Here is an 18,073-nt window from a genome sequence, read left to right on the forward strand (position 1 = left end):
TATTTAGCAGCTGCTGAATATGATTTGACGAAATATGCGGATAACCGATAAAATAATTGTAGGATTTTGTTGAAGGGGTGGGGAAGTTTTGAATCGAATCAAATGGGATCAATATTTTATGGCTCAAAGCCATTTACTAGCATTAAGAAGTACATGTACACGATTAACGGTTGGAGCAACAATTGTTCGAGATAAGCGGATTATTGCAGGGGGATATAATGGTTCCGTTTCAGGAGGAACACATTGTATAGATGAGGGCTGTTATGTTGTGGACAATCATTGCATAAGAACTGTACATGCTGAAATGAATGCGTTATTACAGTGTGCGAAGTTCGGAGTTCCAACAGAAAATGCGGAAATCTATGTCACACATTTTCCATGCCTCCAGTGTACAAAAGCTGTTATCCAGGCAGGAATCAAAGTTGTATATTATGCAGAGGATTATAAGAACCATCCTTATGCTATCGAATTGTTTGAAAAATCGGGTGTAAGAGTTGAAAAGGTTCCACTTCATGAAATGGTGATTGACTTAAAATCAAGAGAGAAATTATCATTTGTAAATGAATTAATTGAGAAATTAACGGATTCAGGTGCGGAAGATAAAGAGATAAAGGAATTGCATGAACAAGCTGCCACACTTTTTTCAAATATCGGTTAATGCAATCAGGAAGTATGGGGAATACGTCAGAGGGAAGCTTGTCTATTTCGCTTTCTTTTCAATATTGGGAATAGCAATCCCTTATACTTCCTTTTCTTGGTTTAGCATTCTTCTTACTCTGCTCTTATTAGGTTTTATCATCTTTCGCCACCATTTCTCTCTTATTATCCTCAGTATTTTCACTCTATTTTCCTTCATGTGTATTTTCATCTATGTTGATTCTATGAATCAAACAAATCTGACATCTGTAACTACGACAATTAATGCTGAAATCATTGAGTCTCCGGATATCAATGGGGATAAACTCTCCGTCATTGTAAAAACATCGGAAAAAGAAAAGCTCCTCCTGGTATATTATATTGAAACAGAAGATGAAAAGTATCGACTTAGCCAATCAGTCCAAATGGGCTTGGTGTGTACCTTTAATGGATCTCCAAAAAAACCTCAAGTTTCAAGAAACCCACATTCATTTGATTATCAGAAATATTTACATTCTCAAAAAATCCATTGGATCTTTGAGACAAATGCGCTAACTCCCGAAACATGTTCTTCCCAGGAAAAGTGGTCAATGGGTCGTTGGCTGCTAGAAACTCGTGAAGCTGGAATTCATCAAATTGATACACATTTTGAAGGGTCAACAGCGGGGATTATCCAAGCCTTAATATATGGAGAAAGAACAAATATAGAGAACGATATCGTAAATTCCTATCAATCACTAGGTTTAATTCATCTATTAGCGATATCTGGACTCCATGTAAGTCTGATGACAGGGATGTTTTATTTTTTATGTATTCGATTTGGAGTGACGCGGGAGTCAGCTTCCATTCTTCTCCTATGTTTATTGCCTGCCTATATCGTGATTGCAGGTGGATCTCCTTCAGTTATTCGCTCTGTGCTGATGTGTTTGCTGATGCTAGCGACCATCATGTGGTGGAAAAAGAGCAGTATGCTAGATGTGATTAGTTTTGTTTGCATTTGCATGCTTGCGATTAATCCGTACTATTTAGTAAATATCGGCTTTCAATTATCCTTCATGGTTAGTGCATCTTTGATTTTATCCTCAAGAGCCATTTTTAAACACTATCCCAATACGTTTACTTCCTTATTTGCGGTCTCGTTTTTATCGCAAATTGCCTCGTTGCCCATTTTACTATTTCACTTTTTTGAGTTTTCATTGTTGAGCCTGCCGTTAAATATGCTTTATGTTCCATTATATTCTGTGATAATTTTACCCTTCGTGTTATTTACTGTGGTTTTATTAGGAATATTTGAACCGGTAGGGCAATTATTTGCAATTATTCTTTCTTGGATGCTTGAAATCGTAAATCAAGCCACCGTTTGGGTCTCACAATTTTCATTCTCTATGTTAACACTAGGAAAACCTGGGTTAGTTTTACTGCTCCTTTATTGTGCCTCCGTTTTCTATTTTTTAATTTGTTGGGAGAGAAAGAAAAGAATTATTCAATGGTCACTTCTTGCCCCAATAGGGGTTTTAATCCTTCATCTAGTCATGCCATATTTGAACCCATATGGTGAAGTTACAATGATTGATGTCGGGCAAGGGGATAGTATTTATATTGAACTCCCATTTCGAAAAGGGGTCTATTTAATTGATACAGGGGGAGCGATTCAATTTGAACAGGAACCATGGAGGAAAAAAAGAAGGGAATTTTCGACTGCTGATATCATTATTCCCTTCTTAAAATCAAAAGGTGTACGCTGCCTGGATAAGCTTATCATTACACATGGTGACCAAGATCATATCGGCGGTGCAAAAGATTTAGTTGAAAAAATAAAAATAAAGGAAATTGTCTTAGGAAAAAACAAACAGGATACTAGTCAGGAAGAAGAGTTGAAACAAGCCGCTGTATTAAAAGGAATTCCTATTCATTCAGTAGAACGCGGACATAAATGGAAGGACGGTAAAAACACTTTTTATATCCTTGCCCCAAAAGGAAATGAAATGAAAGAAAATAATAATTCCATTGTCATTTATACAAAGCTTGGTGGTCTTAAGTGGTTATTTACAGGGGATATTGAAAAAGATGTGGAGCAGGGTCTCATCAAAAATTATCAAAATTTAAGGGTAGATGTGTTAAAAGTTGGTCATCACGGAAGCCAAACATCTTCAACGAAGGCGTTTGTAAAGTCTTTAAATCCTAAAATTGCCTTAATCCCAGTGGGGGTAAACAATCAATTTAATCACCCGCATCCAGACGTTTTAAATCGTTTTAAAGAGGAAAATATAAAGGTTTATCGAACAGATTCGGATGGCGCCATTCAATATCGATATTTTAAAAATTCAGGAACCTTTATGCGCACAATTCCATAAGATAATGTAGAGCAGAGTACGAAAAGAGACTGCCGCGTAAAGGCAGTCCCTGTGTTTGACAGTATGTATTCTGTCGGTATTAAGCTCCGATAACCTTAATTAAAGTTGCGATAATGAAAATTGTAGCGAAGAAGCCAAATGATACAACAAATGCTACCCCAGCATCTACAACGTCATTTCGTGTGTTTTTAATATTTTTTTCAAATTCGTTCACGCCTAACCCCTCCTAAACAGTTATAGTATAGCCTAACTACCCAAAAAAATCTATATTTCCTTTAAAAAGTTGGATTTGTTTTACAAAAATAGAAAGCGGAGTGTAAGAAAAATCCTTTTTTCCCTATTATCCAATACTCTTCATTTATTGACAACACTTGTCACAAATAGTTCAAAAAAACAACGTAAATCTTAATAGTACATAAGCCAACATCGCCGTAATGATCTGATCAAAAATTATCATTACCAGGCAAGATTCCCGGGGCTTGTTTGGTAATGTTTCATATAGATTGGGAATTGGCAAAGACCAATTCCCTTTACTGTTTTATCTATCTATTGAAAAATACCCAAATTCCCTATACGATGAAATAGGTAGATGAAGGCATACAGTGGAGAGGAATATGAATGAATTTAGAGCTTTGGAAAAAAATTAAGAAAAAACAATTGGCACCTGTCTATTTATTACATGGATCGGAAAATTTTTTAATCCAAGAAACAAAGGATCTGCTTATTGAATATAGCATTAAGGAGGAAGAAAAGGATTTTAATTTATCGGTGTTTGATTTAGAGGAAACGCCAGTTGAAATAGCTTTAGCTGATGCGGAAACACTTCCTTTTATGGGAGAAAGAAGGCTAGTTATTTTACAAAATCCTTCGTTTTTAACGTCTGAGAAAAATAAGGACAAGGTTGAACATAATGTATCGGTCCTTGAGCTTTATTTGAAAAGTCCTGCTCCTTTTACGATTCTTGTATTTACAGCACCCTATGAAAAATTAGATGAGCGAAAAAAAATCGTCAAGCTTCTAAAAGCGAATGCGGAAGTACTGACTGTTAATACATTATCCGAAAAGGATTTACATAGCTGGATCACTGATCGGGCAACTCAGCATGAGGTCACAATTCGCCCTCCTGCCATTCAGGAACTTTTACACGTAGCAGGGACGAATCTCATGAATATTACACAAGAAATGGATAAAATGTGTTTATACCTGGGGGCAAATGGAGAAATTACCGAGGAAACGGTTCATTTGCTTGTACCACGATCCTTGGAACAAAATATTTTTTCCCTTATTGATAAAGTAGTTAATCGTAAACTTGATGAGGCATTACGTATCTTTTACGACCTTCTGCAGAATAAAGAGGAGCCGATAAAAATTTTATCCTTGCTCGCGACTCAGTTTAGGTTAATTTTTCAGGTAAAGGAGCTTTCTAGACAAGGGTATGGACAACAACAGATTGCGGGAAATTTGAAGGTTCACCCATTTCGTGTCAAGTTAGCTGGTGGACAATCTAATTTATTTTCACAAGAAGAGCTGCTAAAAATTATGAACCAGCTTGCTGAAGCGGATTATGAAATGAAAAACGGTAAAATGGATAAGAAATTGATATTGGAATTATTTATTATGAAATTGGCTAAATAATATAGAAAAGCGGAATGCGCTGGAGCTAGACAATGCCAAATAAAAAAAACGACTCAATTCGAGTCGTTTATTTATTGTCTGCGTCTGTGCTATTCGGTATTATGCGTTAACTTCGTTAAGTTTTTTAGCTAGACGAGATTTTTGACGGTCAGCAACATTTTTATGGATAAGACCTTTACGAGCTGCTTTGTCAAGTTTGCTAGAAGCAGTAACAAATGCTGCTTTTGCATTGTCAGCGTCGTTATTAGCAACTAAAGCTTCAAAGTTTTTAACAGCAGTACGCATTGCAGACTTTACAGTTGCGTTTTGAGCACGGCTTTCATCATTAGTTTTTACTCGTTTGATAGCTGATTTAATATTTGGCATACTTTCACCTCCTGCGAATATCAAGATGATCTACACGTTCAATCATTTACGCAGAAGAAATCCTCTTTCCACCGCCAAATGATCAGAATACAGTCTTTGATACTCTGATGTTACAACAAAAGTTATTCTATCAAATTGACTGTGATAATGCAATACCAATCTATTTTCCATAAGATAAAAATTGCATGAACCGCATTTCTAGGGGTAAAGCTATACATACTATGTGAAAAATGGAGGTTTTTGGAATGGGAGAACAACTAGATTTAACAAAATATTCAGTTCGAACTGACTTAGCCCTTGAAGCAAGCGCAATGGCCGTAGAAGAACGAAATAAAACCTTAAAAGAAGACCAACAGCCTGTATCAGAAATAGAGGGAGTCATCATAAAAGAAAGACAAGAGGATGGCATTACCATTTCAACTGTTGAAATTACCGATGAAGGTGCAAATGCAATCGGTAAGAAAAAAGGCAACTATTTAACATTAGAAGTACAGGGGATTCGCCAAAAGGATTCAGAGCTTCAACAAAAGGTACAAAGTGTATTTGCGAGAGAGTTCAGTCATTTCCTTTCAAATCTGAATATAGGAAAGGATGCAAGCTGCTTAGTTGTGGGGTTAGGAAATTGGAATGTCACACCAGATGCGCTTGGACCAATGGCAGTTGAAAACTTGGTCATTACTAGACATCTCTTTCAACTTCAGCCAGAAAATGTCCAGGATGGTTTTCGTTCTGTAAGTGCGATTGCACCTGGGGTGATGGGTTTAACGGGAATTGAGACCAGTGATATTATCTATGGGGTGATCGAAAAATCAAAGCCTGATTTCATTATTGCCATTGATGCACTGGCAGCACGTTCAGTAGAGCGGGTGAATTCAACAATACAAATTTCTGACACAGGAATCCATCCGGGTTCTGGAGTGGGGAACAAGCGAAAAGAATTGAGTAAAGAGAGTTTGGGGATTCCCGTAATCGCCATCGGAATACCAACCGTAGTCGATGCTGTTTCGATTACAAGTGATGCAATTGATTTTATCTTAAAGCATTTTGGTAGAGAATTGAAGGAAGGAGATAAACCTTCACGAGCTCTAGTTCCTGCGGGTATGAGCTTTGGAGAAAAGAAAGTTTTAACAGAAGATGATCTGCCTGGTGAAAAGGAACGAAATACCTTCCTAGGAATTGTTGGAACACTGCCAGATGATGAGAAAAGAAAGCTCATTCATGAAGTGTTGGCACCGCTTGGCCATAACTTAATGGTGACCCCAAAAGAAGTGGACGTCTTTATTGAAGATATGGCAAATGTTATAGCCGGAGGCCTTAATACAGCATTGCATGGTGAAATTGGTCAGGATAATTCAGGAGCTTATACGCATTAAAAAGAAATGTGCATGGCCCCTGGAACTAGACAATAAAAAATGAGGCAGATTCTAGCAATTCAGTTCTACTAATTGATGTTTGTTCATATCAATATGATAGACAAACATTGAGGAGGTAGAATATGAAGAGTTTTCGGGCTCAGGGAATGATGATCTCAATTCAAGGAACTAGCATCGTGAAAGGGATTCTATTCCTCATTTTTAGTTTTATCTTATTGTTTACGATTACGGGAGCGATTGTCTCTCTTAAACCAGAGTATAGAATAAGTTCTTCTTCTATTAGTAATGTGGCAACAAATCTTTCAGGAGAGGCTCTTGTTCATTTATTGGGATATGAAAATCATTATTTCGTTCAGGGATTGCCTGAATCTACAACGAAGCCAGACTACCTGGGGGCTGTATTTAAAGTAGCAACTAACCTTACATTGGATGACCCACGGAGCTTTTTAGGCAGAGAACTGCCTGGCTTCTCTCTATTTGATGGCAAAATTCTAGTAGCGGGTGAGGGAACAAACTATACTAATATGCCAATAGAATCTCCACCGCCTTTGGATGTTTTATTAGATGAAAGACAGGTGGCCACTCAAAATGTTGAACAGGCTGAGAAGCCTTCTGGACCTGTACCTCCCCCAACGATGACGACCGGTGATAAAAAAGTTGCCTATATTTATCACTCACATTCATGGGAAGCCTACTTTCCGCATTTAAAAGGGGTGGATACCTCGAATGCGAATAATGCTTCACATCCTGAAGTGAATGTAACGAAAGTGGGGGAAATGCTGAAACAAGAACTAGAGGCACGAGGAATTGGAACTGAGATAGACAATCGAAATATGAATAGTTATTTAAAGCAAAAAGGCTACAATTACTATACAGCTTATAAAGGCTCGGGTGAACTGGTGGCAAGTGCAATGGCTAATAATACTGATTTAAACTACTTAATTGACATACATCGGGACTCACACCGAAAAGAAGTAACAACAATTACAATTAACGGAAAATCCTATGCCAAGATTGCCTTTATTGTGGGAATCGAAAATCCGCATTTTGAAAAAAACTTAGCCTTGGCTCAAAAATTGCATGAAAAGTTACAAGAAAAATACCCTGGTTTAAGCAGGGGGGTATTAGACCAAGGTGGACAAGGCAATAATGGGGTATATAACCAAGACAAGTCGGAGAATGCGATGCTGATTGAATTTGGCGGTGTTGATAATAATTTTGAGGAACTGCGCCGTTCGGCAGCAGCCATTGCGGACGTATTAGCAGAATATTACTGGCAAGCTGAAAAAGTAAACGCGAATGAAACGAATAAGCAATAATGCGATATAAATGAAGGTGATTCCAATGGTTAAATTCATGATGAAATGTTTCTTGATTGTGACCGTTCTCCTTTTAGGAGTTCTGATCGGTATGCAGCAAGCGAATGAAGGTATGAAGAAAATGAGGGGCTATAATGACCCCTCTCTTCAAGGTGCCTTTCATATATCCGATGATAACGGTGAAGTTGAAGCATCCGTCTTAGGTCGAAAGGTTACCAGTCATGACCTAGAACAAAAACAAAAACAATTGGAAGAAGTAGAAGCCTTTAACCTTTTTTCAAGCATAGGTGAAAAACTAGGAAATGGGATTAGTGCTCTATTTGAAAAAATCATGGTAGCCATTGGAAACGGAATCGGGAGTTTGCTGGATAAAATATAGGGGGAGCTTGCTAAATAAAAAGCAAGCTCTCTTTTCTTTTTTATGATTCGATTTTTTCTTAATTGAATGTCGCACAAGAGTTCTGTATAATCTAATCTAGTGTATGCTAAAATTTTATAAGATATTGTACGATTATTTTACAATTGTCCAGCTCCAGCGCCTAGCCCCTCGAGGTCATAAGCCAACCCGTCAAGAAGGATAAAAGGCATCCTTCTCGCCGGCTTTTCTTCTGCTTGTCGGGGCTGATCAAGGCACTTGCGCTTTTCGTATCAGGAGGATTTTTAATGAACCAAGAAGAGAGACGTAATAGACAATCCAGAATCCGAAATTTTTCAATAATTGCTCATATTGACCATGGTAAATCAACATTGGCTGACCGCATCCTTGAGAAAACAAATGCGTTAACCCATCGTGAAATGAAAGAGCAATTGCTAGACTCCATGGACCTAGAAAGAGAACGTGGCATTACAATTAAACTTAATGCGGTACAATTAAAATATAAGGCGAAGGATGGAGAAGAATATACTTTCCATCTTATTGATACCCCAGGGCATGTTGACTTTACATATGAAGTTTCACGCAGTTTAGCAGCATGTGAGGGTGCAGTACTCGTTGTTGACGCAGCACAGGGGATTGAAGCACAAACCCTAGCAAACGTGTACCTGGCTTTAGACAATGACCTTGAAATTTTACCTGTTATTAATAAAATCGACTTGCCAAGTGCTGACCCTGAACGGGTGAGACAAGAAATTGAAGATGTGATCGGACTTGATGCCTCAGAAGCAGTTCTTGCATCCGCGAAAGCCGGAATTGGAATTGAAGATATTTTAGAGCAGGTAGTTGAAAAGGTTCCTGCACCACAGGGTGACCCTGAAGCGCCATTACAGGCACTCATTTTTGATTCCATATATGATCCATATCGCGGTGTAGTTGCCTATATTCGAATCGTCGAAGGTACTGTTAAACCTGGAGACAAAATTAAAATGATGTCAACTGGTAAAGAGTTCGAGGTTATCGAAGCTGGTGTGTTCACACCACGTGCAACATTGCGAGAAGAATTAACGGTTGGAGATGTTGGATTTTTAACGGCTTCAATCAAGCATGTTGGGGATACACGTGTTGGTGATACGATTACAAATGCTAAAAATGGTGTTACAACACCATTACCAGGTTACAGACGCCTAAATCCAATGGTTTTCTGTGGATTGTATCCAATTGATACGGCAAAATACAATGATTTACGTGATGCATTGGAAAAGCTTGAATTAAACGATGCTGCCCTACAATTTGAACCGGAAACATCACAAGCGCTTGGATTTGGATTCCGTTGTGGATTCTTAGGCTTATTGCATATGGAAATTATTCAAGAACGAATTGAAAGGGAATTTAAGATCGATTTAATTACAACAGCACCGAGCGTTATTTATGATGTATTCCTAACAGATGGAACTGATTTGAAAATCGATAATCCATCTGATATGCCAGACCCGCAAAAAATTGACAGAATTGAAGAGCCTTATGTAAAAGCGACAATGATGGTGCCTAATGATTATGTTGGTGCTGTAATGGAACTATGTCAGGGAAAACGCGGTATTTTTATCGATATGCAATATCTGGATGAAAAACGCGTAAGCATCGTTTATCAGATTCCACTTGCGGAAATTGTATATGATTTCTTTGACCAACTAAAATCAAGCACAAAGGGTTATGCATCATTTGACTATGAATTAATTGGCTATAAGCCATCTAAGCTTGTGAAGATGGATATTCTATTAAATGCCGAGCAGGTTGACGCACTTTCGTTTATCGTTCATAGGGATACGGCATATGAACGTGGAAAAATCATTGTCGAGAAGCTGAAGGAACTTATTCCAAGACAGCAATTCGAAGTGCCAATTCAGGCGGCGGTTGGACAAAAGATTATCGCACGTTCAACTATTAAAGCAATCCGTAAAAACGTGTTAGCAAAATGTTACGGCGGTGACATTTCTCGTAAACGTAAGCTTCTTGAAAAACAAAAAGAAGGTAAAAAACGAATGAAGCAGGTTGGTTCAGTCGAAGTACCTCAAGAAGCATTCATGGCAGTATTAAAAATGGACGACAAGTAATATTGGGATACCGCAGACTTTTTCTGCGGTTTTTCTCAATTTTGTAGAAAGAAGTGATTTTTTTGGTACAAGCAGCATACCTTCATATACCTTTTTGTGAACAAATTTGTCACTATTGTGATTTCAATAAAGTATTTCTAAAAGGACAACCGGTTGATGAGTATCTTCAATACATGGATACGGAAATGAAAAATACAATTGAAGCCTATCCGCCATCAATTCTCAAAACCATTTTTGTTGGTGGGGGAACGCCCACCGTCCTTTCCGTTAACCAATTAGAAACATTCCTTTTTAGTATTAATAAATATTTAAAGCCAAGAAGCGAGAAAATAGAATTTACATTTGAAGCCAATCCTGGTGATCTTTCAGAGGATAAATTAAAAGTTTTACTAGACTCTGGTGTCAATCGAATCAGCTTTGGTGTACAAACCTTTGATGATGAGCTTCTCAAAACAATTGGCAGAACACATCGTCGGGAGGATGTTTTTCACACTCTTGAACTGGCGAAAAAGGTTGGTTTTAAAAACATTAGCATTGATTTAATGTATGCTCTCCCACATCAAACAATTGAAAGCTTTCAAGAATCACTCGATTTAGCTTTCACCCTTGATGTAGAACATGTATCTGCCTATTCTCTCATCATCGAGCCAAAAACCGTGTTCTATAACTTGATGAGAAAAGGAAAGCTTCATTTACCAAGCCAAGAAAATGAGGCGAAAATGTATGAAGTTTTAATGGATAAGATGGAGAAGCATGGGTTCCATCAATATGAAATCAGCAATTTTTCTAAAGATGGTTTTGAAAGCCTTCATAATTTAACCTATTGGAACAATGAGGAATATTACGGAATCGGTGCTGGTGCCCATAGTTACGTGGCGGGAAAAAGAATATCAAATGCCGGTCCAATTAAAAAATATATGACAGCAATTGACGAACACGGTTTTCCGCATGTTGAAACGCATAAAGTAACATTACAAGAAAAAATGGAGGAGGAACTCTTTTTAGGCTTACGTAAAACAAAAGGAGTTTCCATCGCCCATTTTCAGGAAAAGTTTTCAGTAAGTATTTTTGATGTTTTTGCGAGCCAAATTAAGGAACAAAAAGAAAATGGTTTACTTGAAGAAACAGAAGACTTTATTCGGTTAACACATAAAGGGAAATTTTTAGGTAATGACGTTTTTCAGGCATTTTTGCTATAAAGTGAATAGGTTTTAATCGTTGACAATGGCATATGTATTTGGTAATTTAATTATAGAATTAGCACTCGCGATAAAGGAGTGCTAACAGAGGTGATGTTCCTTGCTAACAGATCGTCAACTATTGATTCTTCAAGTTATAATTGATGACTTTATTAGATCTGCACAGCCAGTAGGGTCAAGAACATTGTCGAAAAAGAATGGGATAGTGTTCAGCTCAGCAACTATTCGCAATGAGATGGCAGATCTGGAAGAACTAGGTTTTATTGAGAAAACTCACAGCTCATCTGGTAGAGTTCCATCCGAACAAGGCTATCGTTATTATGTAGATCATTTATTATCTCCAGGTCGATTAACTTTAAAGGAAAAACAGGAGTTAAAGTCCATTTTTGCGGAGAAGATTTACGAACTAGAAAAAATTGTTCAAAAATCCGCACAGATTTTATCTGAACTAACAAACTATACTTCAATTGTTTTAGGTCCGGCCTTTAAAGATAATAAAGTAAAAAGGCTGCAAATTGTTCCAATTAACAATGAAACAGCTGTTGCAATTATCGTAACGGATAATGGCCATGTAGAAAATCGAACAATTTCATTTCCTGAGTCCATTGACCCAAGCGATATCGAAAAAATGGTTAACATTTTAAACGAGCGACTTGTTGGTGTTCCACTTACTGATCTGAAAAATAAAATTTATAAAGAGGTTGCTTATCTTTTAAAAACAAATATTCGGAACTATGACAAGGTCATAAATGTTTTGGATAAAACACTTTCACTGAAAACAGAAGAAAAAATGTTTATTGGCGGAAAAACAAATATGTTAAGTCAACCGGAGTTCCATGATATTGACAAGGTTCGCTCATTGCTAACGATGATTGAAAGTGAGCATGAATTTTCGAGACTGTTACGAACCGACAAAGCGGGGATTAATATTAAAATCGGTCACGAAAACAACAATATTGCAATGAATGATTGTAGCTTAATTACGGCAACCTATTCCATTGGTAATGAACATCTTGGGTCTATCGCCATTTTAGGACCTACTAGGATGGAGTATTCACGTGTGATTACTTTGTTGCAGCATATTAGCCAAGATTTCTCAAAGGTCTTGACAAAACTGTACCAAATCGAATAGCTGTGCTTGGCACTGGCTATATTTAGAAGAGGGTGACCTTTCCCTCTAATACATATACTAGTTATTATGAAAAGAAACTTTCACTTTAAGGGAGGTGAGTGTATTGGCTAACGAGAATGAAGTAGTAAAAGAAGAAATTGAAGTAGACAACGTAAACGAAGAACAAGATGTGGTAGAAACGATTGAACAGGCTGAAGCAGAGTTAGTAGAAGAACAAGAAAAAGATGTGAATGCCGAACTTTCGAAAGCCAATGAAAAAATTGCAGAACTCGAGGCTAAGCTAGAAGAGGCAGAAAATCGCATTTTGCGTCAGGTTGCCGACTTTGAAAACTTTAAGAGACGAGCACGCTTAGACCAAGAAACAGCTGCTACATATAGAGCACAAAGCCTTGTGAATGATTTATTGCCAGCTCTAGACAATTTTGAAAGAGCGCTTCAAGTTGAAGCAACAAATGATCAAGCGAAATCAATTAAACAAGGTGTAGAAATGGTATACCGCAGTATTGTGGAGGCCCTAAATAAAGAAGGGGTAGAAGCAATCGAAGCAGTTGGAGCCCAATTTGATCCAAATGTTCATCAAGCGGTTATGCAGGTAAGTGAACCTGATGCTGAATCTAATGTGGTTCTAGAAGAGTTTCAAAAGGGATATAAACTGAAAGATAGAGTTTTACGTCCTTCAATGGTTAAAGTAAACGAGTAATTTCAAAGTTAATAGGAGGTTATTTTCATGAGTAAAATCATTGGTATAGATTTAGGTACAACAAACTCATGTGTTGCTGTAATGGAAGGTGGAGAAGCAAAGGTTATTCCGAATCCAGAAGGTAACCGCACAACTCCATCAGTTGTTTCATTTAAAAATGGTGAAAGACAAATTGGGGAAGTGGCAAAGCGTCAAGCGATTACAAACCCTAACACAATTATGTCAATTAAACGACATATGGGAACAGATTATAAGGTTGAGGTTGAAGGTAAGCAATATACTCCTCAAGAAGTATCTGCTATTCTTCTTCAATATTTTAAATCCTATGCGGAAGAATATCTTGGCGAAACAGTAACAAAAGCTGTTATCACAGTTCCAGCATACTTTAATGATGCTGAACGTCAAGCAACGAAAGACGCAGGTCGAATCGCTGGTCTTGAGGTTGAACGTATTATTAATGAGCCAACTGCAGCTGCTCTAGCTTATGGTTTGGAAAAAACAGATGAAGACCAAACAATCCTTGTTTATGACCTTGGTGGTGGAACATTCGACGTATCTATCCTTGAACTAGGTGACGGAGTATTCGAAGTTCTTTCAACTGCTGGTGACAATCGCCTTGGCGGAGATGACTTTGACCAAGTGATTATCGACTATTTAGTAGAGCAATTCAGAAAAGAAAATGGAATTGATCTTTCAAAAGATAAAATGGCATTACAACGTTTAAAAGATGCTGCTGAAAAAGCGAAGAAAGACTTATCCGGTGTAACATCTACACAGATATCTCTTCCATTCATCACTGCTGGAGAAGCGGGACCGCTTCACTTAGAAGTAAGCTTAACTCGTGCGAAATTTGATGAGATTTCAGCAGGACTTGTTGAACGTACAATGGGACCAACTCGTCGTGCCCTTCAAGATGCTGGACTTTCAGCAAGTGAAATCGACAAGGTCATCCTTGTTGGTGGTTCAACTCGTATTCCAGCTGTACAAGAAGCAATTAAGAAAGAAACTGGTAAGGAACCACATAAAGGTGTTAACCCTGACGAAGTAGTTGCCCTGGGTGCAGCTATTCAAGGTGGAGTTTTAACTGGTGACGTTAAAGATGTTGTTCTTTTAGACGTAACACCTCTATCACTTGGTATTGAAACAATGGGCGGCGTATTTACTCGTTTAATTGATCGTAATACAACGATCCCAACAAGTAAGTCCCAAACGTTCTCAACTGCTGCTGATAATCAAACAGCTGTTGATATCCATGTACTTCAAGGGGAACGTCAAATGGCAGCTGACAACAAAACATTAGGTCGCTTCCAATTGACTGATATTCCACCAGCACCACGTGGGGTCCCACAAATTGAAGTAACGTTTGATATTGATAAAAACGGCATTGTCAATGTTCGTGCTAAAGATTTAGGCACTAACAAAGAACAAGCTATTACAATTCAATCATCTTCAGGCTTATCTGACGATGAAGTAGATCGCATGGTACGTGAGGCTGAGGAAAATGCAGAAGCCGACAAGAAGCGTAAAGAAGAAGTTGAACTTCGCAATGAAGCAGATCAATTAGTGTTCACAACTGAAAAAACACTTAAAGATCTTGAAGGTAAAGTAGATGCAGCTGAGGTTGAAAAAGCAAATGAAGCTAAAGATGCATTAAAACAAGCAATCGAGAAAAACGATCTTGAAGAAATCAAAGCGAAGAAAGATGCCCTACAAGAAATCGTTCAACAGCTATCAGTGAAACTATATGAGCAAGCACAACAAGCGCAAGGTGCACAGGGTGCAGAAGGTGCGAGTCAAGGTAAAAAAGACGACGATGTGGTAGATGCTGAATTTGAAGAAGTAAACGACGATAAATAAATTCAAAAACGAAGAAGTTAAGCTTAAAAAGTCGAAGTCAGGCCTGTCTTGGCTTTGGCTTTTTTTGTTAGGATAGATGTATGGACGTATTATTGCCTTTTTATAAAAATAAATGATACAATATTCTTTATGTGAATGATGCGGGAGTGGATTTAATGAGTAAAAGAGATTTTTATGAGGTCCTCGGGGTTTCGAAAAATGCTAGCAAAGATGAAATAAAAAAGGCATATCGAAAATTATCTAAAAAATATCACCCCGATATTAACAAAGAAGCAGATGCTGCTGATAAATTTAAGGAAATTACAGAAGCTTATGAAGCATTATCAGACGACAATAAACGTGCCCATTATGACCAATTTGGTCATACAGATCCAAACCAAGGTTTTGGTGGCGGTTCTGATTTTGGCGGTGGCTTCGGTTTTGAAGATATCTTTAGCTCGATCTTCGGTGGCGGAACAAGAAGAAGAGACCCGAATGCACCAAGACAAGGGGCAGATTTACAATATACAATGACCTTACAGTTTGAAGAGGCTGTATTTGGTAAAGAAACAGACATCGAAATCCCAAGAGAAGAAGAATGTTCAACCTGCCACGGCTCAGGAGCAAAACCTGGAACAAAGCCGCAGGAATGTTCACACTGTGGCGGATCAGGTCAAATCAATGTTGAACAAAATACAGCATTTGGCAGAATTGTGAACAGACGTGTTTGCCATCATTGTAGTGGCACTGGGAAATTCATTAAAGAAAAATGTTCAACATGCAGCGGCTCTGGTAAAGTGAATAAACGCAAAAAAATTCATGTCAAAATTCCAGCAGGTATTGACGATGGCCAACAGCTTCGTGTATCTGGTCAAGGTGAACCAGGTGTGAATGGTGGACCCCCAGGGGATTTATATGTTGTTTTCCATGTGCGTTCTCATGAGTTTTTCGAGCGTGATGGGGATGATATCTTCTGTGAAATGCCATTAACCTTTTCTCAAGCTGCTTTAGGTGATGAAATTGAGGTACCTACCCTGCATGGAAAGGTCAAATTAAAAATTCCTGCGGGTACTCAAACCGGAACGAAATTCCGACTACGAGGCAAAGGAGTACCGAATGTACGAGGATATGGCCAAGGTGACCAGCATATTCACGTTCGTGTAATTACTCCTACAAAGCTTACAGAAAAGCAAAAACAATTGCTTCGTGAGTTTACAGAAATTAGTGGTACGGGAGTACCTGACGAACAACATGATAATTTTTTCGCAAAAGTAAAACGAGCATTTAAGGGAGAATAACCATTTATAGAATTTGGATTGGAGTTGGTAGTAATGAAATGGTCTGAAATTAGCATTCACACAACACAAGAGGCGGTGGAGCCAGTATCAAATATCCTTCATGAAGCAGGAGCAAGTGGAGTGGTTATTGAAGATCCATTCGACCTAACAAAGGAAAGAGAAAATGTGTTTGGTGAGATCTACCAACTTAATCCTGATGATTACCCTGATGAAGGTGTTATCGTGAAAGCCTACCTTCCTGTTAATAGCTTTTTAGGTGAAACCGTCGATGAAATTAAAGAGGCGATTAACAATCTTTTGCGTTTTGATATTGATTTGGGTCATAATAAAATTACGATTAGTGAAGTCCATGAAGAAGAATGGGCTACGGCTTGGAAGAAGTATTATCACCCTGTTAAAATCTCAGAAAAATTTACCATCGTCCCGACATGGGAAATGTATGAACCTGTCAATAGTGATGAATTAATCATTGAACTGGATCCAGGAATGGCTTTTGGAACGGGTACTCATCCTACAACTGTGATGAGTATTCAAGCACTAGAACGTACCGTTAAATCGGGGGATACCATAATCGATGTTGGTACAGGATCTGGTGTCTTAAGTATTGCTGCTGCAATGCTTGGTGCAGACCCCATCAAAGCCCTTGATTTAGACATAGTAGCCGTTGAAAGTGCAAAACTCAATATAAAATTAAACAAGGTGCATGATCAAGTTACGGTCTCTCAAAATAATCTTCTTGAGAATATCGACGGACCAGTGGATCTCATTGTAGCAAATATCCTTGCTGAAATTATTGTCCGTTTTACAGACGACGCGGCAAAAATCCTAAAACCAAATGGAGCATTTATTGTTTCTGGTATTATTAATACGAAAAAACAAGAAGTAAAGGATAGTCTTCTAGCTTCTGGTTTTGTTATTGAAGAAGTACTTGTGATGGAAGATTGGGTATCCATGATTGCTAGAAAGAAAAGCATGTAGGGTGGAAAATTAAATGCAACGATATTTTGTCGACCAAATGAGCAAAACTGAGGCCACAATTTTGGGTGAAGATGTTCACCATATTACACGTGTCATGAGAATGTCAGTTGGAGATTCCATTTTTTGTTGCTATAATGGAAAAGTAGCACTATGTGCGATTACTGAAATTACCAATGATACGGTTTTGGCAAATGTTGTAGAATGGGTAGAGAACTCGAATGAGCTCCCCATAAAGGTATGTATTGCAAGCGGATTGCCAAAAGGGGACAAGCTTGAATATGTAATCCAAAAAGGGACGGAGCTTGGGGCATCTGAGTTTGTCCCTTTTGTTGCGACTCGTTCAATTGTCAAATGGGATGAAAAAAAAGGACAGAAAAAAGTGGAACGCTGGGGTAAAATTGCAAAGGAAGCAGCAGAGCAATCACACCGTGGAATCGTTCCCGATGTCCGTACACCTTTGACATTTAAAGAGCTACTATCTCTTAAAGAGTCCTATACTTATAAAGTCGTAGCATATGAAGAGGATGCAAAACGCGGTGAAAGCTCAAATCTCTCTCGTGTTTTTTCCCAATTAAAACAGGGAGACTCCCTATTGGTTGTGATTGGACCCGAAGGTGGTCTAACGGAAAAAGAGGTTTCGACCTTAATAGCGAATGAATTTATTTCCTGCAGTTTTGGTCCAAGAATATTACGCACTGAGACAGCACCATTATATGTTTTATCAGCTGTATCATATTATTTTGAATTAGCGAGGTGACGA

Annotated in this window: 16 protein-coding genes; 14 read left to right on the forward strand and 2 right to left on the reverse strand. The window is 38.1% G+C overall.

The genetic code is table 11. The features are described from left to right. The first annotated feature begins 88 nt into the window (after nt 1–88). The gene (locus tag LKW28_RS06855) at nt 89–658 is read left to right on the forward strand and encodes a ComE operon protein 2 (protein WP_229139600.1); all 570 of its coding nucleotides are present in this window, start codon (nt 89–91) and stop codon (nt 656–658) included. After that, a complete protein-coding gene (locus LKW28_RS06860) occupies nt 621–2,990 on the forward strand; it encodes a DNA internalization-related competence protein ComEC/Rec2 (protein WP_229139601.1) in 2,370 nt (789 codons plus the stop codon). Before LKW28_RS06855 ends, LKW28_RS06860 begins: the two co-directional genes overlap by 38 nt. A gap of 79 nt (nt 2,991–3,069) precedes the next feature. Here LKW28_RS06860 and LKW28_RS06865 read toward each other — a convergent pair whose 3' ends face one another. Next, a complete protein-coding gene (locus tag LKW28_RS06865) occupies nt 3,070–3,204 on the reverse strand; it encodes a YqzM family protein (protein ID WP_116351544.1) in 135 nt (44 codons plus the stop codon). A gap of 404 nt (nt 3,205–3,608) precedes the next feature. Between LKW28_RS06865 and holA the strand changes: the two genes are divergently transcribed. Then, nucleotides 3,609–4,625 carry a DNA polymerase III subunit delta gene (gene holA, locus LKW28_RS06870; protein WP_229139602.1) on the forward strand — a complete coding sequence of 339 codons (1,017 nt, stop codon included), beginning with the start codon at nt 3,609–3,611 and terminating at the stop codon, nt 4,623–4,625. 99 nt (nt 4,626–4,724) lie between these two features. Here holA and rpsT read toward each other — a convergent pair whose 3' ends face one another. Then, entirely contained in the window at nt 4,725–4,991 is a 267-nt protein-coding gene (rpsT, locus tag LKW28_RS06875; RefSeq protein WP_229139603.1) for a 30S ribosomal protein S20, read from the reverse strand. Nucleotides 4,992–5,236: 245 nt separating this feature from the next. On the opposite strand from rpsT, the gene gpr reads away from it, so the two are divergent. The 11 genes from gpr to LKW28_RS06930 all read left to right on the forward strand — a co-directional run bounded on the left by gpr (nt 5,237) and on the right by LKW28_RS06930 (nt 18,070). After that, nucleotides 5,237–6,364 (forward strand): GPR endopeptidase, encoded by a 1,128-nt coding sequence (gene gpr / locus LKW28_RS06880; RefSeq protein ID WP_229139604.1) that lies wholly within the window; start codon nt 5,237–5,239, stop codon nt 6,362–6,364. A gap of 122 nt (nt 6,365–6,486) precedes the next feature. Beyond that, nucleotides 6,487–7,683, forward strand: coding sequence for a stage II sporulation protein P (gene spoIIP, locus LKW28_RS06885; RefSeq protein WP_229139605.1), 1,197 nt, complete (start codon nt 6,487–6,489; stop codon nt 7,681–7,683). Nucleotides 7,684–7,708: 25 nt separating this feature from the next. Continuing rightward, a complete protein-coding gene (locus LKW28_RS06890) occupies nt 7,709–8,062 on the forward strand; it encodes a YqxA family protein (protein ID WP_229139606.1) in 354 nt (117 codons plus the stop codon). Between the two features lie 284 nt (nt 8,063–8,346). Then, nucleotides 8,347–10,170, forward strand: coding sequence for a translation elongation factor 4 (gene lepA, locus LKW28_RS06895; RefSeq protein WP_229139607.1), 1,824 nt, complete (start codon nt 8,347–8,349; stop codon nt 10,168–10,170). Nucleotides 10,171–10,232: 62 nt separating this feature from the next. Beyond that, on the forward strand, nt 10,233–11,369 hold the full coding sequence (gene hemW / locus LKW28_RS06900; RefSeq protein ID WP_229139608.1) for a radical SAM family heme chaperone HemW: 1,137 nt from the start codon (nt 10,233–10,235) through the stop codon (nt 11,367–11,369). 100 nt (nt 11,370–11,469) lie between these two features. Beyond that, entirely contained in the window at nt 11,470–12,501 is a 1,032-nt protein-coding gene (gene hrcA, locus LKW28_RS06905) for a heat-inducible transcriptional repressor HrcA (RefSeq protein ID WP_229139609.1), read from the forward strand. Nucleotides 12,502–12,604: 103 nt separating this feature from the next. Further along, nucleotides 12,605–13,201 carry a nucleotide exchange factor GrpE gene (gene grpE, locus LKW28_RS06910; RefSeq protein ID WP_229139610.1) on the forward strand — a complete coding sequence of 199 codons (597 nt, stop codon included), beginning with the start codon at nt 12,605–12,607 and terminating at the stop codon, nt 13,199–13,201. A gap of 27 nt (nt 13,202–13,228) precedes the next feature. Continuing rightward, nucleotides 13,229–15,058 (forward strand): molecular chaperone DnaK, encoded by a 1,830-nt coding sequence (gene dnaK, locus LKW28_RS06915; RefSeq protein ID WP_229139611.1) that lies wholly within the window; start codon nt 13,229–13,231, stop codon nt 15,056–15,058. A gap of 155 nt (nt 15,059–15,213) precedes the next feature. After that, nucleotides 15,214–16,335: a molecular chaperone DnaJ gene (dnaJ, locus tag LKW28_RS06920; protein WP_229139612.1), complete on the forward strand. Its 1,122-nt coding sequence runs from the start codon at nt 15,214–15,216 to the stop codon at nt 16,333–16,335. A 33-nt stretch (nt 16,336–16,368) separates the two neighbouring features. Then, entirely contained in the window at nt 16,369–17,313 is a 945-nt protein-coding gene (gene prmA, locus LKW28_RS06925; RefSeq protein ID WP_229139613.1) for a 50S ribosomal protein L11 methyltransferase, read from the forward strand. A 13-nt stretch (nt 17,314–17,326) separates the two neighbouring features. Then, nucleotides 17,327–18,070: a 16S rRNA (uracil(1498)-N(3))-methyltransferase gene (locus tag LKW28_RS06930; protein ID WP_229139614.1), complete on the forward strand. Its 744-nt coding sequence runs from the start codon at nt 17,327–17,329 to the stop codon at nt 18,068–18,070. Nucleotides 18,071–18,073: the final 3 nt, after the last annotated feature.

This window comes from Bacillus sp. REN16 (assembly GCF_020731355.1).
Classification (GTDB): Bacteria; Bacillota; Bacilli; order Bacillales; family Bacillaceae_L; genus Ferdinandcohnia.